Source organism: Streptomyces sp. NPDC094034 (assembly GCF_040303865.1).
In the GTDB taxonomy this organism is placed as follows: domain Bacteria; phylum Actinomycetota; class Actinomycetes; order Streptomycetales; family Streptomycetaceae; genus Streptomyces.
In genome coordinates this window covers 1-18,851 of sequence record NZ_JBEOUD010000069.1, presented here as the reverse complement: position 1 = coordinate 18,851, position 18,851 = coordinate 1, and the positions used below count along the sequence as shown (strand labels likewise).

Annotated in this window: 9 protein-coding genes; 4 read left to right on the top strand and 5 right to left on the bottom strand. The window is 69.3% G+C overall.

The genetic code is table 11. The annotated features are described in order from the left end of the window. Nucleotides 1-287 precede the first annotated feature (287 nt). The 4 genes from ABTZ59_RS34930 to ABTZ59_RS34915 all read left to right on the top strand — a co-directional run bounded on the left by ABTZ59_RS34930 (nucleotide 288) and on the right by ABTZ59_RS34915 (nucleotide 8,224). A complete protein-coding gene (locus ABTZ59_RS34930) occupies nucleotides 288-1,475 on the top strand; it encodes an exonuclease SbcCD subunit D (RefSeq protein ID WP_351424233.1) in 1,188 nt (395 codons plus the stop codon). After that, nucleotides 1,475-4,483: an AAA family ATPase gene (locus ABTZ59_RS34925; protein WP_351424230.1), complete on the top strand. Its 3,009-nt coding sequence runs from the start codon at nucleotides 1,475-1,477 to the stop codon at nucleotides 4,481-4,483. The genes ABTZ59_RS34930 and ABTZ59_RS34925 overlap by 1 nt, the downstream gene beginning before the upstream one ends. Nucleotides 4,484-4,562: 79 nt before the next feature. Then, the gene (locus ABTZ59_RS34920) at nucleotides 4,563-6,818 is read left to right on the top strand and encodes a DEAD/DEAH box helicase (protein WP_351424227.1); all 2,256 of its coding nucleotides are present in this window, start codon (nucleotides 4,563-4,565) and stop codon (nucleotides 6,816-6,818) included. Nucleotides 6,819-7,150: 332 nt separating this feature from the next. Beyond that, nucleotides 7,151-8,224 carry a hypothetical protein gene (locus tag ABTZ59_RS34915; RefSeq protein ID WP_351424225.1) on the top strand — a complete coding sequence of 358 codons (1,074 nt, stop codon included), beginning with the start codon at nucleotides 7,151-7,153 and terminating at the stop codon, nucleotides 8,222-8,224. A gap of 156 nt (nucleotides 8,225-8,380) precedes the next feature. Here the strand turns inward: ABTZ59_RS34915 and ABTZ59_RS34910 are convergent, their stop codons facing one another. From ABTZ59_RS34910 to ABTZ59_RS34890, 5 genes are all read right to left on the bottom strand, one after another. Then, nucleotides 8,381-8,848 (bottom strand): hypothetical protein, encoded by a 468-nt coding sequence (locus tag ABTZ59_RS34910; protein WP_351424222.1) that lies wholly within the window; start codon nucleotides 8,846-8,848, stop codon nucleotides 8,381-8,383. A gap of 200 nt (nucleotides 8,849-9,048) precedes the next feature. Beyond that, nucleotides 9,049-10,116 carry a hypothetical protein gene (locus ABTZ59_RS34905; protein WP_351424219.1) on the bottom strand — a complete coding sequence of 356 codons (1,068 nt, stop codon included), beginning with the start codon at nucleotides 10,114-10,116 and terminating at the stop codon, nucleotides 9,049-9,051. Nucleotides 10,117-10,130: 14 nt separating this feature from the next. Next, entirely contained in the window at nucleotides 10,131-14,777 is a 4,647-nt protein-coding gene (locus ABTZ59_RS34900) for a coiled-coil domain-containing protein (protein WP_351424216.1), read from the bottom strand. 1 nt (nucleotide 14,778) lies between these two features. Next, nucleotides 14,779-15,555: a hypothetical protein gene (locus ABTZ59_RS34895; protein ID WP_351424214.1), complete on the bottom strand. Its 777-nt coding sequence runs from the start codon at nucleotides 15,553-15,555 to the stop codon at nucleotides 14,779-14,781. Continuing rightward, entirely contained in the window at nucleotides 15,552-17,135 is a 1,584-nt protein-coding gene (locus tag ABTZ59_RS34890) for a hypothetical protein (RefSeq protein ID WP_351424211.1), read from the bottom strand. The genes ABTZ59_RS34895 and ABTZ59_RS34890 overlap by 4 nt, the downstream gene beginning before the upstream one ends. Nucleotides 17,136-18,851: the final 1,716 nt, after the last annotated feature.

Here is an 18,851-nt window from a genome sequence, read left to right as displayed (position 1 = left end):
GCTGCCGACCGTGACCTCGTGCCTCGATTCCGCACCAGCGGCACCCGCCCGGCGCCACCGCAGATTCACTCCCGGCAGAACGCGATCTCGACATCACATCCTCCTTCCCCCCACAGCCCATCTTGCCTCCTGCCACTGACAATCACTCGGCGACGGCACGCCTGCCATGGACGCAGGAAACAGCCGGGGCATCCCGCGCACCGCATCCCCTCAAAACGTCCGTCGGGATGCCCGTTTATCAGGAAAACCACCCGCAACCGCTCTCTCTGTGGTTACGGTCTGTGCTTATGCGGTTTCTGCACACTTCGGACTGGCACCTGGGCCGCCGGTTCCACTCAGAAGACCTGATCCCCGCCCAGGAAGCCTTCCTCGACCATCTGGTCGATACCGCCCGTACCGAGAGCGTCGACGCGGTCCTCGTGGCAGGCGACATCTACGATCGGGCCATCCCCAGCCTGGACGCCGTGCGCCTGTTCAACCGCGCCCTGCACCAGCTCGCCGACCTCGACGTCCCGATCATCATGATCAGCGGAAACCACGACTCGGCCCACCGTCTCGGCATCGGCTCCAGCCTCTTCGCCCGCGCCGGGATCCACCTGCGCACCGACCCGGCCACCTGCGACGCCCCCGTCCTCCTCGAAGACGCCCATGGCCCGGTCGCCGTCTACGGCATCCCCTACCTCGAGCCGTCGATGGTCCGCACCCAGTTGGAAGCAGATGCCGCCTCCCACCACGCGGTGCTCACCGCCGCCCTGGACAGGATCCACGCCGACCTCACCAACCGCCAGCCGCCCGGCGCCCGTTCCGTGGTCATCGCCCACGCCTTCGTCACCCCCGGCACCGGCCAGAACGTGGAGGAGTCCGACAGCGAACGCGACCTGAGCGTCGGCGGGGTCGCCCACGTCGGCGCGGACGTCTTCGACGGCATCGACTACGTCGCCCTCGGCCACCTCCACGGCCCCCAGAAGGTCACCGACCGAGTCCACTACAGCGGCTCCCCGCTCGCCTACTCCTTCTCCGAGGCCACCCACACCAAGTCCCTCACCCTCGTCGACCTCACCGCCCCCGGCACCGCTCCCGCTCTCAAGAGGCTGCCCTGCCCGAAGCCCCACCGCCTGGAGCGCATCGAGGGCCTTATCGACGACCTGCTCACCCTCCCCGCCCACGAACACCTCGAAGACGCCTGGCTCGAGGTCACACTCACCGACACCGCCCTGCCCTTCGAAGCCATGGCCCGCCTGCGCCGCCGCTTCCCCCACACCCTCAGCCTCAAACACCAGCGTCCCTTCATCCCCGCCCAGGCCACCGACACCCCCACCTACACCGAACGCATCCAGGGTCGCAGCGAACTCGACATCGCCTGCGACTTCATCGCCGACCTGCGCGGCACCGCACCCACCCCCGACGAACACACCCTGCTCCAAAAGGCCATCGACGCCGCCCGCGTGAACGAACTGCAGAAGGAAACCGTCTGATGCGCCTGCACCACCTCACCCTGCAGGCATTCGGCCCCTTCGCCGGCACCCACACCGTCGACTTCGACGCCCTGACCGCCGACGGCCTGTTCCTCCTGCACGGCGACACCGGCGCCGGCAAGAGCACCCTGTTCACCGCCATCTGCTTCGCCCTGTACGGCGAACCCCCAGTCGACCGCGAGCTGATGCTGCGCAGCCACCATGCCCCGGACAACCTGCTCACCCAAGTCACCCTCGACGTCACCGTCGCCGGACGGCGGCTGCTCATCGACCGCATCCCCCAGCAGACGCGCCCCAAGAAGAGCGGCACGGGCGACACCCTCCAGAAAGCCGAGACCCGGCTCAGCCGGTGGACGACCGACTCCCTCGGCCAGGGCCACTGGGAACCCTCCAGCAAGTCCCACCAGGAAACCGGCAAAGAACTCAAAGACCTGCTCGGCATGAGCCGCACCCAGTTCTGCCAGGTGGTCCTCCTGCCCCAGAACGAGTTCACCAAGTTCCTCTACGCCGCCGCACCCCAACGCCGCGAACTCCTCGGCAAGCTCTTCCACACCGACCGCTACGCCTTCATCGAACGCTGGCTGAACGACCACAGCCGCACCGTCCAGAAGAACCGCGACACCGCCCGCGACGAGGTTCTCCACCTTGCCTCCCGCATCCACCAGGCCGCAGGCCCCACCCTGAAGTCCCAGCGCGACGCACCCACCCCCGACGACCCCCACACTCTGACCGAACCCGCCATGACCTGGGCCCACGACCTCACCCAGGCAAGCCAGGCCGATGCCCTCCAAGCCGACAACCACGCCGAGAGTGCGAGAAAGAACCAGCTCTCCCACCAACAGCTGGAGAACGACACCCGCGAACTGCACCAGCGGCAGACCGCTCACGCCGCCGCCCGCGAACACATGGACCGGCTCGACGAGCAGACCCCCCACCAGCAGGAGCTGGCCCGCCGCCGTGAACAGGCCCGCCGCGCACAGCAACTGGCACCCCTGCTGCACGCCGTCACCACCGCACGCACCGACCACACCCACGCCCAGGACACCGAACGCGACGCCCGCACCCGACTGCTCCCCGAACACGCCACGCTTAAGGCCACCGACCTCGCCACAGCCGGACAGGGCCTGCGCGACGACATCGCCGTGCTGAACACCCTCCTCCCCGAGGAGGACACCCTCCGCCAGCTCACCGCCGACCTCACACGCATCGACGCCGAGCAGCAGGACTTCACCAACCAGCAGCGCACCGCCCGCGACTGGCTCGAACACGAAGCCACCCAGCGCGCTGCCCTGGAAGGCCGGCGGGAAACCGCCCGCCAGGCCGAGGAAGACAGCCGGGGCCACCAGGCCCAGCTGGACGCCCTCGACATCCGCCTGGCAGCCGCCGAACGCCGCGACGCCCACTTCGCACAGATCACCACCGCCGAACAGCGCCTGACCACCGCGCAGAAGGAAGCCGAACAGGCCGCCCAGGCCCACATCGACATCCGCCGCCGACACACCGAAGGCATGGCCGCCGAACTCGCAGCCGGCCTCACCGACGGCGCACCCTGCCCGGTCTGCGGCTCATGCTCCCACCCGGCCCCCGCCCAGGCCCCCGACGGACACCCCACCCGCGAGGCCGAACAGACCGCCGAGGAAACCCACCAGCAAGCCCAACAGCATCGCGACACGGTCGCCGCTGAGCTGCAGAAACTGCGAGAGAGCGCCGCAGGCGCCACCGGCGAAGCCGGTGACACCCCGCTGGACACCCTCACGACCGAACACCACCAACTCACCCAGCAACTCGCCGACACCCTCCAGCGCGCCGCCGACCGCGGGACCGTCGAAGAAGAACTCCTCAAGCTGGACCGCGAACACACGGCCATGACCCAGCAGGACAGCACCGCCACCGTCGGCCTGTCCGCCCGCAACGCCACCCACGAAACCCTCTCCCGGCAACAGGCCGAACTCACCCGGAAACTCGACACCGCCCGCAGCACCGCCCCCACCCTGGCAGCCCACATCGACGACCTCACCCGCACCGCCGACCACCTCGAGCAGGCAGCCGAGGCATCACGTACCGCCGCCAACCTCACCCAGGCCCTGGACACCCGCACCAGCGACGCCACCGACGCCGCCGCCTCCCAGGACTTCGACACGCTCGCCGCCGCCGAACAGGCTCTGCTCAGCGAACAGGACCTCAACGCTCTGGAAGAAGAGATCAACCAATGGCGTGAAGCACGAGCCACCCACCAAGCCGTCCTCGACGACCCCGCCCTCCAACACGCAGCAGCCCAGCCCGCCGCCGACATCGACGCAGCAGCCTCCCGGCGCACCGCCGCAGACGACCAGCACGCCCAGGCCGTGACCGCCGCCACCACCGCCAGCACCCGCACCACCGAACTCACCGAACTCGCCACCACCCTAGGCACAGCCGTCGAACACCTGAAGACACTCGAACTGGCCCACAACACCGCCCGCCACCTCGCCGACCTGGCCACCGGCAACGCACCAGGAACCCGGGTCCGCATGCAACTGGAGGCATACGTCCTGGCCGCCCGCCTCGAACAGGTCGTCACCGCCGCCAACACGCGACTCCACCTAATGTCCGAAGGCCGCTACACCCTGCGCCACTCCGACCAGCAAGCCGCCCACGGCGCCCGCTCCGGCCTCGGCCTGGAAATCACCGACTCCTGGACCGGCCGCCCCCGCAAAACCGACACCCTCTCCGGCGGCGAGTCCTTCTTCGCCTCCCTGTCCCTCGCCCTCGGCCTGGCCGACGTCGTCACCCACGAAGCCGGCGGCAACCCCCTCGACACCCTCTTCATCGACGAAGGCTTCGGCACCCTCGACGACGACACCCTCCACAACGTCCTCGACGTCCTCGACTCCCTGCGCGCACACGACCGCACCGTCGGCGTCATCAGCCACATCCCCGAACTGCGCCGCCGCATCACCCACCGCCTCCACGTCCGAAAAAGCCCCAGCGGCTCCACCCTCGCCCACCTGACCGAAGCAGCCGAATAACCTGCACCCCGGGAAGGGCAGAGCCCCCCGCCCTGCCTTCCCGAAACTCTCAGCCGACCCCACGGAGCGGTACACCTTCATGGCCCCCGACATCGAACTACGGCCCCATCAGAAGGAAGCAGTCTCCGCCGCAGCGGCCGCGCTGCGCGACCACACCCGCACGAGCGTGATCGCCGCCTGCGGCACCGGCAAGACCCTCATCGCCGCCCGCACCACCGCCCGCATCGCCCCGCGCGGACGGGTACTGGTGCTGCTGCCGACCCTGGACCTGCTGTCCCAGACAATCCGGTCCTGGCGCCTGGCCGGCCGCAAGGGCACCGTCATCGCCGTGTGCTCCCAACGCCAGGCCCTCGACCACGAGCCCTTCGGCAGCGACATCCCCCTCACCACAGCCCCCGCCGAACTGGCCGCCCTGGCGGGGCAGTCCAGCACCGGCCCGGTCACCATCTACGCCACCTACGCCTCCCTGCCCGCCGTCACCGCCGCCCACCGCGACCACCGCCTGCCCACCTGGGACCTCGTGGTCGTCGACGAGGCCCACCGCACCGCCGGCCGCCTGGGCAAGGCCTGGGCCGCAATCCATCACGACGACCAAGTGCCGGCCGCCCGCCGCCTGTACCTGACCGCCACCCCCCGCATCTGGAACCCCGACGACGACCCGGACAGCGACGCGGCAGAGGCAGTGGCCTCCATGGACGACGAAAACCTCTTCGGTCCCGTCGCCTACCAGCTCAACCTCTCCGACGCCATCGATCTCGGACTGCTCGCCGACTACCAGATCCTCGTCCCCGTCGTCACCGACACGGACCTGCGCGACTGGCTCGCCACCGGCCCCGGCGCGGGAATCGACGGACTACACCTGGCCGGCCGCCAGGTCGCCGCCCTCCGCGCCATCCACGACCACAAGCTGCGCCGCATCCTGACCTTCCATCACCGCGTCGCCGACGCCCGCGCCTTCGCCACCACCCTCACGGAGACGGCCGCTGCCCTTCCCGAACACCTGCGCCCCCAAGAACTGTGGGCGGACTGGATCAGCGGCAGCCACACCCCACAGATCCGCCGACGCCTCCTGCTCGAATTCACCTCCCACACCAGCCCCGACACACCGGCCGTGCTATCCAACGCCCGCGTGCTGGGGGAGGGCATCGACGTGCCCGACATCGACGCCGTGGTCTTCGTCGACCCCAAGAACAGCCCCGTCGAAACCGTCCAGGCCGTCGGCCGCGCCCTGCGCCAGCACCCTGGCGCCGGCAAGAAGGCCACCCTCGTCGTCCCCGTCTACCTCACCCCCGACGAAGACCCCGACGACCTCCTCGGCGCCGACGCCTACACCCCGCTGTGGCGCACCATCCAAGCCCTGCGCTCCCACGACGACCGCCTCGACGCCCGCCTGTCCGACCCGCGCACCCACCGCCCCACCACGCCCCCCGAAGACCCCGAAGCCTGGCTGCGCTTCGACCGCCCCACCCAGGCCGACGAAATCGCCCTCGCCCTGTCCCTGCGCGTCCTGGCCCCCAAAAGCGCCGAATGGCGCCGCGGCCTCGCCGCAGCCCGCCGCTTCCGCCACACCCACCACCACCTCGACGTCCCCCAGACCTACGAAGACCCCACCGGCTACCCCCTGGGACGCTGGCTGACCTGGCAACGCCACCTGCACACCAAGGGCACACTCGACGCCGTACGCGTCCACGCCCTCGAACGCCTCGGCATCATCTGGGACCCCCGCCAGCAGGCCTACGACCGCGCACTAGCCCACGCCGCCGCCTACGCCGCCCGCCACGGCCACCTTGCCGCACCCGTCGACGAGATCCACGACGGCTTCCCCCTCGGCCGCTGGCTGGCCACCCAGCGCACCCGCGCCGAGACCCTCACCAACCAACGCGCCACCTCCCTCACAGCCCTGGACCGGTGGTGGAACCCGCCCTGGCCGATCACCTGGCAACGCGCCTACCACGCCGCTCGCCAGAGCCTGGTAAACAACGACACGGCCTCCCAGGCACAGGCATGGATCGAAGCCCAGCGCGCGCGCTTCGACCGCCTGCAGCCTGAACAAAGAGGCCTGCTCAAGGAGTTGGGATCCGTCGAACTGCCTGACGCGCCCGCCGTACAGGCGGAGGGGAACCGCCTTCCGGCGCGCGAGCGCGCCTTCCAGCGCGGGCTTGCCGCCGCCAGGGCGTTCCGCGAACGGGAAGGCCATCTCGACGTCCCCCAGCGTCATATCGAGGAGGTTGAAGGAGACTCGGTCCGTCTGGGCCAGTGGCTTAGCAACCTGCGCCGCCGCCGTACGGCGCTCAGCCCGAACAGACAGGAGGCGCTGGCCGAACTCGGCCTGTAGACAGGCGAGCCTTGAAGGCAGCAGCGCGCGGACAGCGCTCCTGGGACTGAGCTTTCGGTGTCCGCGGTCCGTTCCCCGAAGGATGCCCGCCTTGCGGATCTGCCCCGGCTCGGCTGCGTCGCGAAGCTGCTTGGCAAGGGCGAACGCAGCAGCCAGAGCGGGGCTTTTGAGAGGAAGCAGGCCGCCGTCCCTTGCCGACGAGCTGCTTGTGACGAGCCCAGATTGTCAGGAGCGCAAGAAGCGCTGAGGACACTGAACACAGCGTGCCGGTCGATAGACCCCCGCGCGGTGGGTGCGGAAGCTGTCCTGATGCCCTCAGTAGCGTCCTGGTCATGCCTCGAAGCGAACCCAGCAAGGCTGACCAGGAGCTGATTCACCACGCCCGCGCGCAGGGCTATGCGGTCAGCGCGAGCCAGCTTGAGCGGTGGCGTAGGCGCGGCCTGCTGCCGCAACCGACGCGTGTCTACCGGGGCCGCCACGGAACCGCGTCGGTCTACCCGGACGGCACGAGTGACCTTGTCTGCGCACTCGCCCGGCACAGTGCTCCGGGGCGGAGGAGTGACGACCTGGCACTTCTGGCGTTCTTCGACGGCGCCGATGTCCCCGAAGCGGCGCTCAAACTCGCGATCGCCCGCGCGTACTTCAACAGCCGCCACCGTCACGAGAACGTGGTCGCCCAGGCCGCGGCATGTGTTCCTGAAGGCTGGGAGTCAGTGCTCGGGAAGGAGTACGAGACTGCGGAAGCCGAGGCCCGGACCGAGCTGGCCAAGGGCGGACGGGCGGTGCGCCAGATGAGGATCAACCTGCGCCGTCTTCCGGACCTCGCAGGTGCTCCGCAGCGAGAGGTCGACGAGCGGCTTGTCGGTGTTCTCGTGGGACTGAACAGGTTGCGCTTGCCCGAAGACGACCACGAGTTCATGGCCGACCTGTCGGCAGCACTGGCCTTCGACTGCGCCCAGGACGATGATGACGTCTTTGCCGTGTGGGAGTACGCGGCCATCTCCCACTCGTCGCAGATGGCCCGCTACGAGGAGACCTCTCCCGAAGAGCGTTTCGATCTGCTTCTAGGGATGAGCCGGGAAGATCTCTGTGACCTTCGGAAGGAGGTGCGGACAGCCGTCGACCAGATGTGGCACCGTGCGACCTGGGGGCTGGAACCTGAAGCAGACCTTTCCCGCCCTTGGATGGCCCGGCACTCGGCTTGCATGTTGATGGAATGGATGAGCGCGCGACAAGTCCAGCTAGGCAAAGTCTCCCTGGCCGACCGCTACTTCCTGAGTCTTGGCCATCTCGAGCTGTGCTGCCTTGCCGCCGAGCGCAGTGCGGGTGAGATATGGCAGCATCCCGTCGGGGAGGGCCGTGCCGGATTCATCGCCCGCACCACTGGGCTCCGGCACGGAACCTGAGTGGCGTCCGCAGGCCGGCCGCCACTCACACTGCTTCAGCGCCACCGTGGATATGCGAGCTCGACGACCTCACCTGCATGGACATGACGCTCAGCTTGATCAGGCCGCCGATCGATTGGATTCCTGAGAATGCGGCAGTTGAGTTCAGGTAGTCCGTCAGGCGTGCCGAAGACACGGTCGAACGCCGAGGCTCGTGCGGGCGGGGACGAGGAGATAGGGCGTCCCGGAGCTGGCGGTGGTCCGGGGGCCTTCCTGCCCGAGGCCGAGAACATCGCGCGGGGTGAGGAGGTCGAGGTTGTCGAAGACGCAGTAGAGGGGGAGCTGGGTCCAGGCGACGAGTTGGAGGTGGGCGGCGACGGCGGCCCGTTCGACGACGTGACGCCGGCTGGTCCGGCTGGTCATGCGGCTCTTGCAGTCGATCAGGACGACCTGCCGCCCCTGTGCGGCGATGAGGTCGGGCGTCCAGCGCAGCAAGCTGGTGGTGTGGTGCAGGGCAAGCCGTTCGGGCTCGCCCATGACTCCCTGCCCCCAGGGGCTGACGTGCCAGCCGCGTCGGTTGAGTTCCTGGGTGACGCGCTGTTCGTGGGCGTCGCCAATCGCCTTCCTTTTCTGAAAGCTCGGCATACGGGGGAGTGTGACGCATGCGGGCCACGACGAAACAGTAACCGCTCCAGCGCCCGCATGCTTCGGCCACTGCCCTCCACCGTCCGTAGGTGTCCGGGCGAGTCCCATGGTGTCTCACTGTCTCTCGCTTGAAGTTGGCCGAATACAGCACCCTCATCGCAGTAGTTGGAACCCCATGTTAGGGACGGTGCCTGGGCTCGTCAGCAGGCTGCGGTACGGCTTCGCTGCTGCCGCAGCTGGGGCAGCAGCGTCTGGTCGGGGCACAGCAGCTGTTCCAGCCGGGGCTTCGGCAGAGCCTCCTGCCGGAGAACCTCCCCTTGCGTAAGAAGCTCGCAGGCCTGCGCAGCCAGGGGCTCGGGAAGCCAGGATGCCGCTGTTCGGATGCGGCCTGCGTCCGCGACCGGAACAGCACGGGGTGGCCGGGTCAGGAGCGGGCCGTACAGGCCGGCCGCCGGAACAAGTGGCGGCAGCCCGGCTTCGCGGGCGCGTTCGGCGGCCTGCTGGGCGCATTCGAGGCCGTCGAGGTCGAGGTCGGTGTACAGCAGCAAGTCCACGACGTAGTGGTCGCGTTCTTCGAAGGTCTCCAGGCAGGTGGTGAGGGAGGCGACGAGGTGGTCGCCTCCGCCGTAGGCCAGCCAGCCCACCTCGTCGCGTCTGGGCCAGCCCTTGAGGATGTGGCGCAGGCTGGTGAATGCGGCGCTGTTCTCGACGACCAGCATCCAGGGTGCGGGCCCGAGTTCGTACATCGCCAGGGGTGCGGGGGAGGGGAATGCCCGCAGGTGGTCGGTGATGCTCAGCAGGCCTGCGGTGACCAGGCGGTGGGAGGTGATGCGGGCGAGGCGTTTCTCGTCGCCGTACAGCTCGTAGGAGCGTTCGGGGATCGGGACGGGTTCGGCGTCGAGGTGGTCGCGGAGGTGGTCGTTGATGGGGGAGAGGAGCTCGAGGTCGGCCTGGCTCAGCTGCAGATGTGCGGCGAAGGCGAGGGGTTCGACCCAGGCCCGGGGGCCCGGCCGTTGGGTGCGGGCCCGGCGGGGGGTGAGCCGTTCCACCCACAGGGGGAGTGGGGGTTCGGCGCTGTGGTCCCAGCCCCGGCCGCCGGCGGCGGGCAGCCTGACGGTGCCCGCACCGGCGAGCTGTGCTGCGGCGCCGGCGAGGATCCGGCGCCGCAGCGGAGAAGTGGACAGGCTGGAGTCGCCCGCGTCGGCGGCCTGCGCCAGCAGGTCGAAGCCGACCCGGCTGCGGGTCTGGCCGGCGAGGAAGACGGTCATGCGCCCGGCCGGCGTCACTCGTCGCCCTCTGCGTCGCCGGTTTCGGTCTCACCGCTCTGGTGCGGGATGCCCGGGCCGGTGTCTTCCTGTTCGGTGTCCTGGGCGCTGCGGCGGTGCAGGCGTGCGGAGGTGATGCCCTCGTCGTAGGCGTGCTGCATGCCCCGGCTGACGGCGTCCCCGTAGCGGTCGGCGATCTGCACGTACTGCGAACGGGTCCGGGCATCGATGCCGTTGCGCAGGCGGATGATGAGGGGGAAGCGTTCCAGTGCGGGCAGGTCGTTGGAGCCCGTGGTGTAGACGAGCTGGATGCCATGGGCCGCAGCGACCTTGCGCTGCAGGCCGATGAACGGCGCGTAGTTCGCCTTCCCGAATGGGTTGTCCAGCACCAGGGTGCCCACGCCTCCCGACGCCTTGCGGCCCTGCTTGGCCGCGCGCAGCCGGGCCAGGGTGCAGTACAGCAGGACCGACACGGTGAGCAGTTCGCCGCCGCTGAACTTCTGGATCTGAGTGACTGAGTTGCGCTGGACGACGTCGAGGGACTGCGTCGGCTTGATGATCTTCGCGACGACGTTGCCGCGTCCGCCGAGAGCGGCCAGGACCAGTTCCTTGGCCAGTGTCATGGCGTCCGGCAGGGCCGTGGCCTTGGCCGCGGTGCTTCCGGCGACGGCGGCGGTCATGCGGTCGATCTCGGTCGACAGCCTGCGGGCGAGGACCTCGTCGTCGGGCAGGTGGCGGATTTCCAGGCTGAGGAACTGCTGTCCCGACCAGCTTCCCAAACCCTGCGGCAGCCGGGAATGGTGGGCCACCTGCTGGACGTCGTCCAGGACTGTCTTCACCAGCGAGAGACAGGTCTGCACGACCATCAGCTGGTCGTCAGCGAGCTCGGCCAGCTCGCCGAGGACGACCTTCTCCCGCAGATCGATCTCCTCGATCAGCCCCGCCAGCCGCGCCGGGTGGCTCAGATCGTGCAGCAGCCGTTCCAGCAGCTGGCCTTCGACCACGTCGCGGTGCGTCTGGTCCTGCGCCAGGCTGTGCACCTTGCGCACCGACTTCTCCAGCTTCTTGCGGGCGTCGTCGTGGGCTCTCGCCGCAGTGTCGACCATGCCGGTCACCGCCTGCTCCAGGGCCTCGGCCTGTTCGGGCGAGACAGAGGCCAGCGAGGAGGTGCCGATCTGCAACTGCTCGACAAGGCCGAACAGCTGGGCGTCGACCTGCGCGGCACCGGCGTGGTCCGGCGCCGCGTCGTGCACCGTGTCGCGGTGACGGCCGGCCGTGTCCTTCACCCCCTGTGCGCAGCGGGCCAAGCGGTGCGCTGCGCCCTTCGCCTTCTCGGCGGCGATGTGCAGGTCTTTCACCTTCAGCTGGTGTTCCTGGGCCGCCGCGTGCGCCCGGTCGGCAGATCTCTGGACCTCCGCCTGGGCCTTGAAGGCGCCGGCAGCCGTGTCGAACGGGCCTGCCTGGTCGGCACGCGCGTCGTAGGGAGGGTTGAGTGCCTCCACCGCGGCCGATGCCTCTTCCCGGACGGTGTCCGCCCGGAGTTTCGCCTCCCTGGCAACGCCCCGACGCTCGATGGCCGTCTCCTTGGCCGCCTCGGCCTCGGCCCGCTTCCTGGAGCGATCCTCGGCCTCGCCCGCGTGGGGGGAACGCGCGAGCTGCTCGGCCTTGGCACAGACTTCCCCGGGCTTGGCACCGAGAGTCCGGGTGAGTTCCGTGATCCGCATGGCGCAGCCCTCGACCCGCGCCCGCAGGCCTGCGTCCCCGATCTCGCCTTCCCAGTCCCGCCGGGCCTGGTCGAAACGGCTGCGCAGGGTCTCCACCGCGGTCGCGGCCAGCTCGGCCGCGCTCAGCGCGTGACCGCAGCCGGCGGGGAGGTCGGCATCGAGCCGCTTGATCTCCGAGGCATGGCGCCGCTGACGCTCCTCAAGCCGCCGCAGCAGGTCACGAGCCGCGCTCTGCCGGGCTTCGGCCCCCTCGCGGGCCTGCGTGTACCGGCGCATGTCCGCTGTGTATACCGGTAGTGCCTGGCGGGCCTGTTCCATCTCCGCCCGGCAGGCAGGCATCACACACTCATGCGCCCGTGCCAGCTCCCGCACTCGGGGAAGAAGATCCGTCAGCGTCACCAGCCGCTCGGTGAGGGTATCCATCTCCGGCCCGAGCGCGTCCGCATCCTCACGTGCACGTCGCGCCTGTTCCTTCAGCAGACGGTGCTTGTCGTGAAGGGTGTCGGCCTCGTGCTCCAGACGGGCAACGGCTGCCTCGAGCCCCTCGCGCGGACCGGCGCCGAAGATGTCCATGTGGGCCTGAAGTCGGCGTGCGAGCGCAGCATCCGTCTCCCGCCGGCGGACCAGATCCCGTACGCGTTCTTCCAGCCCCTCCAGCCGGTGTTCCAGCCGCAACTGCTCCCGCTCGGCGGCGTCCGGTACCAGCAGCCCCGGGTGAACGGGCAGCACCGCCGTATCCGGGCCGGCAGCCGCGATCGCCTGCCGCGCCTGATGGTCCTCACCCATCGCGATCACCGACGCCGTGACACCCGCGCGCTGTGCGAGCGTAGCCAGGCCCTCTCCCTCAGGAAGCGGCCCGCACACCACCACACCGCCGATCAGATGAGGCACGGCGGCCACCACGGCGGCGTGCTCGTCGGCACGGAACACCTCCCGCAGGAACTGCAGCCCCGACACCGCAGGAGCGCCCAGCGCCCGCAGATGTTCCACTGCCCGCTCGACCTCCACCGGAGCCGGCAGGAAGCCGACCTCCTGAAGTGCCTTCACCGCACGCCGGTCGTCAACGCTGTCCACCTGCTCCTGCAGCATCAGAGCGTCGCTCTGCTGCCCGGCCGCTGCCAGCAGATTCAGAAGGTCCCCAGCCACCTGGTCCAGATCCAGCACTGTCCCGGGCTCGGCGCAGGCCAGCTCCAGCAGCCGGCGGTCGGACGCGAGCTCGCGCCTGTCGGCCTGCAGAGAACTCAACCGGTCCCACTGCGTGCTGTGGCGTTCCTGGGCCGCCGCGAGCTGCACCGCACAGGCCGCCTGCTGCTCTGCCAGACCCGACAGCCGCGACATCGAAGCTGCCTGCCGTGCGCGGTGGTCCTGCAGCCGTTGGCCCACGGCAGTGTGCTCGTCCGTGTAGCGGGTCAGGGCGTCGCCCGGATACTCCAGGGCCCCGATCAGCCCGTCCCGGCGGGCGGTCTCGACAGCCTCTTCCGCAGTTGCCAGCTGCTCGGAGGCGCGGCGCAGCCGGTCCTTCGCCTGCCACTGCGCCTTCGCCGCCTGCGCGTGGCCGTCCTCCGCCACCTGGCGTTCGGTGGCCGCATCCTCACTCTCCCGCCGAGCCTGTGCCACCTCGCCGGCCAGCTCCTCGACGGCACCGGACAGCCTGTCCCGCAGCGCCGCTCCCGCAGCCTGCATCGCCTCGCGCAACGGGGCCTGCCGTACGTCCTGGCGTTTCAGCAGCTGTCTGAGACGCTGTTCCTCCTGCCGCTGGGCATCGAGTTCGAGCACCGTGTCCACCAGCTCCCACGCCTGATGGGCCAGCTGAGCCTCGGCCGCCTTCTCCTCGCATCGTCCCAGCTCCGTGCCGGCGTCGTCTGCGGCCCACTGCGCGGCGTGCCGGGCCAGCACCACCAGGCGCCGCTCCTGCTGCACGGCATGCCTCCTGGCCTCGGCTTCCGCCGCCTGCTCTGCGGTGGCCTGTGCAGCGGCCGCAGCCGCCGTGCTTCCCAATGCCTGAGCCCGGCCGGACAGGTGCTCCGCCGCACGCAGGGCCATCCACACCTGTTGCGCGAGCCTCTCTTGCTGCACGGCCGCCAGGACACTGTGCTCGGTGACCGGCTTCAGCGCCAGCAGTGCCGCGGCAAGGAAACTCTGCTCCCTCTCCCGGCCAGGACGCCGCGCCAGCTTTGCCGCCGTCTCCTCCAAAGACGCCCGGACCACAGCGGGATTCCGCGGGTCGCAGACCAGGTCGATGAGGAAGTCGACGAAGTCCTCACAGGTGGAGAACTGGAACAGCTCCGTGATCCCGCCCTCCTCCCGGTTCATGTCCCGCTGGATCCGCAGGACAGCCGGGTCGAGCCTGAGATCGGACAGCAGCGTGCGCCACTCGGTCTGGTCCTTGGCGATACGCAGATGCAGCCCGCGCTGTGCCTTGCCCGCGTCGGCCAGCCTCTTGAGGAACGCGCTCTGCGTCAGCTGCCCACCTGCGGTACGCACCGGGAGGCAGTCCAGGTCGAGGAGGCCCGGAAGCGGCCGAAAGGCATACCAGCGGCGCACAAGCAGCTCCCAGCCGGTCTCCACGTCAGCGGGCCGGTGCCCGTCCAGCCACTGGTACACCCCTCCGGTGACCAGGGCAGGGCCCCCGCGGGGCAGTGAAGTGTCCTCCCACTCGGCGATGACATGGGAGACCTTCTGGTCGGGCACGTAGTCGGCTAGGGACTTGCCCTTTTTATGACCGATGAAGTCGCTCTTCGCCGGCAGGAAGAGGCTGAAGATCAGCGACAGCAGGCTCGACTTGCCGCCGCCGTTGCGCAGCCACAAGATCACGTCGACGGCAGGCATCACTCGGCCGTCCACCTGGCTCACGCCGCCCGTCAGATCCAGGACCAGCGACTTGAACCCCGCAGCCGCATGCCCGATGTTCACCAGCCGCAGACGTCGCAGACGGTGCATGTCACATCTCCTCGGTGTCGGTGTCGGTGTCGGTGCTGGGAGCGGCGTCTGCGTCCTCGGCGCGCCGGATGTCGCGCAGCGTCTCGAACGCCGGCATTGCCGCCGCCTCACCGACCTGCAGCCGGAACCTGTGCAGCAGCCGGTAGTGCCCGGCGCCGAACTCCGGCGCCGGCATCGCCATGCCCTGGTGCACCAGCCAGTCCAGCGCTTCGCGGATCACGGCCTGCGTGCTCGACTGCGTCACCCCGCGTCCTCCCGCGGTCGGTTTCGCCGGCGGGCGCCTGTCGTACATCCGCCACACGGCATCAACGGCCGGCTCAGGCACCGGCAGCCCGTCCTCCCCCTTCGACGCCTCCCTCAGCTGCTCCACCAGGTGCCGCAGGAAGGCGTCCACCTCGCCGACACTGATGCGCTTGACCGTCTCGTCCTCCAGGTCGTGCTCGGTCGGATACACGCGAGCCGCGATCGCGATGTGCACCAGCCCGAGCACCAGGCGCTGCTCCGCCGACCGCTTCAGATCGTCCTTGAGCCGGTAGGTGAACAGCCCTCCGTCCTGGGCATGCAGGACCAGGCCCTCCTGGGGGTGTGCGGCGATCACCTGCACGCCCAGCCCCTGGCTGATGACCTCGACCCGGTCCCGGAAGGCCTTGTCCATCCGGTAGTGCTGCAGCAGGTCCCGGTAGCGTGCGTCGGCCAGCGGACGCAGCCTGGGCCGGCACCCGTACCGCACCAGTTCCGCCGCGTCCTGAAGATCCTCCAGAGCCGCAACCGCGCTCACGCCGCAGCCTCCTCGAGCAGTTCCTCTTCGATCAGAGAACGAGCCGGAACGATGAGCAGGTCGCTGCCGCCGTAGAGGCCGTCGTCGAAGCACGCTCCGTCGTCCAGGACCACCAGCTGTTCGCCCAGCAGGTCCGACAGGTCGTGCACACCGGCCTCCTCGTCGTCGCCCTCGGGATCCGGAGCGAACGCCGCCAGCACCGTCAGCGCGAGAACGTCGGCCGCCGCCGGACCGAACTGCAGAGCATCGGCCAGCAACTGCGACAACCTGACCGGCCCGGCCAAAGCCTGAGCCAGCACCCTGCGTGCCTGCGCATAGTCGAGATCACTGTGACCCGCCGCGTCCGCCACCAGATCGTCGTCCGTCAGCTCGACGACCTCGTCGTCCTCGAACGTCCCACCGCTCTCCCGCACTGGCGCCAGCAGCAGGCTCCACCAGTCCCGCAGTCGCGGCAGACGCCTCACGACCGGCCCGCTCAGCGCATCGGTGAACACCTCCGTCACCTCAGCAGCCTCCGTCGCGCCCAGCTCCAGCAACGGCAGCAGTACATCGCCCTGCAGAGCCACCCTCGACAGCTGAGGGATCGGGCGGAACCGCTGCTGAGCCTGCGACTGAAGGAACGTCGACCGAGCCCCCAGCACCTCCTTGAGCAGCTGTGAATGCCGGTGATGCGCTCGCTGAAGCAGCTGCAGGATGCGCATACAGGTCAGCAGCACATCGCTCTCCTTGATCCCGTCGCGTGCCGTGCGCATCAGCTCGATCAGTCCCTGCTCGGCCCGCTGCCGCTCCAGCAGGTGGCTGCGCGCCGCGTCAAGGAGATCCGGCACGTGCCGCCCCCAGTCCACGGCCCGCACGTCCCGCTCGGTCTCCCGCAGCACCACCCGGATCCGCTCCGCGTACGCCAGCGACAGCTTCAGGCTCTCCCCGGCGCTTTCCTCCGCCCGGCCCCACCGCCCGGTACGTACCTGGCGGCGCAGGATCTCGTCCTTCGCCGCCTGGTGGTCCTCCACATCGACGTCCATCCCGGCCAGCAGCAGATTGATCGCCGGCACACTCGCCCGCAGCACCGCCCGCCCGTCCCGCCCGATCTCCTCGCTCAGCAGCCGCACCCCCAGCTCCTCCCGGCAGTGCCCCTGCCGGTAGTCGCTGTAGGCAACGGCGAAGTCCATGCCGCCGTGCTGGTCGTTCAGCAACTCTCGCAGCACGAACCGGGCCACGGCCTCGTGCTCGTCACCGTCCCGGCCGGGTGCCGCGTCACGGGCCAGATCCACCAGGAACTCCACCACAGCCTTGGTGGTCGCCTCCTGGTCCAGACCCTGTTGGTGCATCACCGCCTCCAGCGCCGCCAGCGCCAGAGTCCGAGGGTCGTACACGTCGGCAGGGAACTGCTGCCATGCCTGTCTCAGGTCCAGGCGGTGCAACGGGCTGGAGCGGGCCAGGACCGTACTACGCCGCACGAAACCGGGATCGGACACCAGCGGCTTCCACCCACCCGTGTCACTGGGTCCGGGAGCCGCGGCCAGCAGCTGCCGCTCCTCGCTGTCCAGCAGCCGGTCCGCACCGTCAAGATCGTCAACCAAGAGAAACCCACCTTTACATGGTGAAATGCTCACTTTCGGGCCGTGGCGAAGAGTGCAGCACTCACCTGTGACAATCGGGGTGAAAAAGGGGTAACGCTCTCATCACGGTGGCTGACGGCCACGCGGGTGATCTTCAAGCCGTTGCAAGCCCCTGAACAGGGCCGATTCGCGCGCGAGCGTTCGGGCAGACGCGCTGGAGTCGCCGCGGGCTCCGGCGGCTGCACGCGCGCCTCGGACACGCCCCCGATGCGGCAAGCCACCGATCCGCACCCGTGTGCCGGGCCCTTGCCGTGTCCCGTCCGCTCTGGTCAACGCTGCGAAGAAGCGAGATTGACGCGCCGTCGCCGGTCCCGCCCGGCCCAGTGGTCAGCAATCCCATGGCTGAACCGCCATATGGGGCCCTCGCCCGTGATCGGCCAGACGCTCGACAATCACACGAAGTAGCGAAGAAAGGTCGTATTTGCTGCCCGCCGCACGGTGGGGTCGTTCGACCACCGGGAGTACAGCAGCGGGCCTCGGCTGGACCGGCGCCCTATGGCCACAGGGATGGCAATGGGACGCGTCAAGAAGAGCAAGCCGCATGGAGATCATCCCCAACCAGGGGCGGCCCGCTCTGCCCCCGGAACTCCTTGAGCACGCTGCTGCCCTGGACATGGCCAAGCCGTCCAGCCCGCAGCCGACGAGTGCGGCGTGCAACGTGCGTTCCTTTGCCGCGTCAGTGGGCGGCCTGCTGCGTGAGCGCGGGCACGACTGGAGCTGTCGCCCCGGCACGCTGGAGAACGCGAGCCCTGCTCCCGCTGTCCATGTCCCAACATGATCCATATCTGACCCGGCCGCACAGGTCCCTGGCCGTGCCCTGTCGACTCGTCACGGCGCAGACGCTCACGGGCGATGGCGCCGTCACCTCACGGAGTGGTCTCCAGTCGGCAGCCTCAGCGCGCTGGCCACCCTGAAAACCCGGGCCGAACGCTCTGGTGACGTGTCCACGCTGACTGTGAGGTCGCTTGCACGCCCGCGGTGCCAGTCTGCCGTCGCTCAAAGGCTTTCGGAGGAGAGGTTCAACGTGTTGCCGTCCTGAGAGTAGCAACATGCTGACTGACAGGCGTAGTCATTCCCCCTCCACCCCCACCAGGGGTATTCGGAGCCGTTCCAGACGGGCCAACAACTCCCGGAACCTGCACACTGGCTCTGACAACGCCCCCAAAAACCAACGAAGAACCCCGCGACAGCGGGGCACCGCAAGAAAACGGACATGCCGTTAGACATGTCACAGGGCTATCAGGCCATGCCTCACTCATTTCTGTTGGCCCGTCAGGGCCAAAACCCAAGCTGGTCCTAGGTACGCCAAGGGGGAGGGAAACCGGATAACTGTCTAACGAACCCTTACGACATCAAGGGCGCCGCAGGCGCCCACGCCTGTCACAACGCCTGCCCGTCAGGGCAGGGAACCCTCACCCCACTGTCATGCCGCCAGGCATGACACCTTTAGACACATGACAGCGGGGCCGCCAGGCCCCGCTTCGTCTATTCCAATTGGCCCGTCAGGGCCAACCCAGCCAACACACAGTCATGCCGTCAGGCATGACGACGTGTCACTCTTATGGGCCGTCAGGCCCATAGTTGCCGCGCTCATCGAGGACTTCGCGCGCCGCGTCGGCCTCGCGATCGGCGCGGCCCGCCGCTACACCCGTCAGGTCACCATCAGCCGGGTCCTGC

Coding starts and splice junctions, on each gene's coding strand:
- ABTZ59_RS34930 (WP_351424233.1), top strand. CDS start 288: ATGCGGTTTCTGCACACTTCGGACTGGCACCTGGGCCGCCGGTTCCAC.
- ABTZ59_RS34925 (WP_351424230.1), top strand. CDS start 1,475: ATGCGCCTGCACCACCTCACCCTGCAGGCATTCGGCCCCTTCGCCGGC.
- ABTZ59_RS34920 (WP_351424227.1), top strand. CDS start 4,563: ATGGCCCCCGACATCGAACTACGGCCCCATCAGAAGGAAGCAGTCTCC.
- ABTZ59_RS34915 (WP_351424225.1), top strand. CDS start 7,151: ATGCCTCGAAGCGAACCCAGCAAGGCTGACCAGGAGCTGATTCACCAC.
- ABTZ59_RS34910 (WP_351424222.1), bottom strand. CDS start 8,848: ATGCCGAGCTTTCAGAAAAGGAAGGCGATTGGCGACGCCCACGAACAG.
- ABTZ59_RS34905 (WP_351424219.1), bottom strand. CDS start 10,116: ATGACCGTCTTCCTCGCCGGCCAGACCCGCAGCCGGGTCGGCTTCGAC.
- ABTZ59_RS34900 (WP_351424216.1), bottom strand. CDS start 14,777: ATGCACCGTCTGCGACGTCTGCGGCTGGTGAACATCGGGCATGCGGCT.